Below are 834 nucleotides of genomic sequence, written 5' to 3'. Positions count from 1 at the left end.
CCCGTTCCCATGCCGAACACGGAAGTTAAGCGCTTCAGCGCCGAAAGTAGTTGGGGGTCTCCCCCTGTGAGGATAGGACGTTGCCAGGCATTACATATTTGGAGGATTAGCTCAGCTGGGAGAGCACCTGCCTTACAAGCAGGGGGTCGGCGGTTCGATCCCGTCATCCTCCACCATTTACACCTGCCGGTGTAGCTCAGTTGGTAGAGCATCTGACTTGTAATCAGAGGGTCGAGGGTTCGAATCCTTTCGCCGGCACCATTTTTAAAATAGTCTACCGCATGAATTATACCTTGCCGGGGTGGCGGAATTGGTAGACGCACAGGACTTAAAATCCTGCGAGGGTTTCCTCGTGCCGGTTCAAGTCCGGCCCTCGGTACCATCTTAATATCCCATGAAAGTTCATTCGTCTCGCACCCTTAGCTCAGCTGGATAGAGCGTTAGACTACGAATCTAAAGGCCGGGAGTTCGAATCTCTCAGGGTGCACCATCTATTTCGGGAAGTAGCTCAGCTTGGTAGAGCACTTGGTTTGGGACCAAGGGGTCGCAGGTTCGAATCCTGTCTTCCCGACCATCATAACTTTTGGGGCCTTAGCTCAGCTGGGAGAGCGCCTGCCTTGCACGCAGGAGGTCAGCGGTTCGATCCCGCTAGGCTCCACCAATTTTTAAACTGACGAACTTTGAAAACTGAACGATGAGGCAAAAATAAGTTTTACAATTTTTGAATGAAGCGCAAGCTTCGTCATTTTAAAGAGCTATATCAAATTCTTTGGAGAGTTTGATCCTGGCTCAGGACGAACGCTGGCGGCGTGCCTAATACATGCAAGTCGAGCG

At 51.3% G+C, this 834-nt stretch carries 6 tRNA genes and 2 rRNA genes; all 8 read left to right on the top strand.

What is annotated here, in order from left to right:
• Positions 1–89: ribosomal RNA gene (rrf, locus tag KNP60_RS15445) — 5S ribosomal RNA — on the top strand; the annotation flags it as partial.
• A gap of 11 nt (positions 90–100) precedes the next feature.
• Positions 101–176, top strand: a tRNA-Val gene (locus KNP60_RS15440).
• A gap of 9 nt (positions 177–185) precedes the next feature.
• Positions 186–261, top strand: a tRNA-Thr gene (locus tag KNP60_RS15435).
• Positions 262–295: 34 nt separating this feature from the next.
• Positions 296–382, top strand: a tRNA-Leu gene (locus KNP60_RS15430).
• Between the two features lie 31 nt (positions 383–413).
• A tRNA-Arg gene (locus KNP60_RS15425) sits at positions 414–490 on the top strand.
• A gap of 7 nt (positions 491–497) precedes the next feature.
• Positions 498–574: transfer RNA gene (locus KNP60_RS15420), tRNA-Pro, on the top strand.
• A gap of 11 nt (positions 575–585) precedes the next feature.
• Positions 586–661: transfer RNA gene (locus tag KNP60_RS15415), tRNA-Ala, on the top strand.
• A 105-nt stretch (positions 662–766) separates the two neighbouring features.
• A 16S ribosomal RNA gene (locus KNP60_RS15410) occupies positions 767–834 on the top strand; the annotation flags it as partial.

This window comes from Exiguobacterium sp. s5, assembly GCF_018618075.1.
GTDB lineage: Bacteria > Bacillota > Bacilli > Exiguobacteriales > Exiguobacteriaceae > Exiguobacterium > Exiguobacterium mexicanum_A.
Note: the sequence above shows the minus strand (reverse complement) of the source record. Positions and strands in the feature narration are given on the sequence as shown.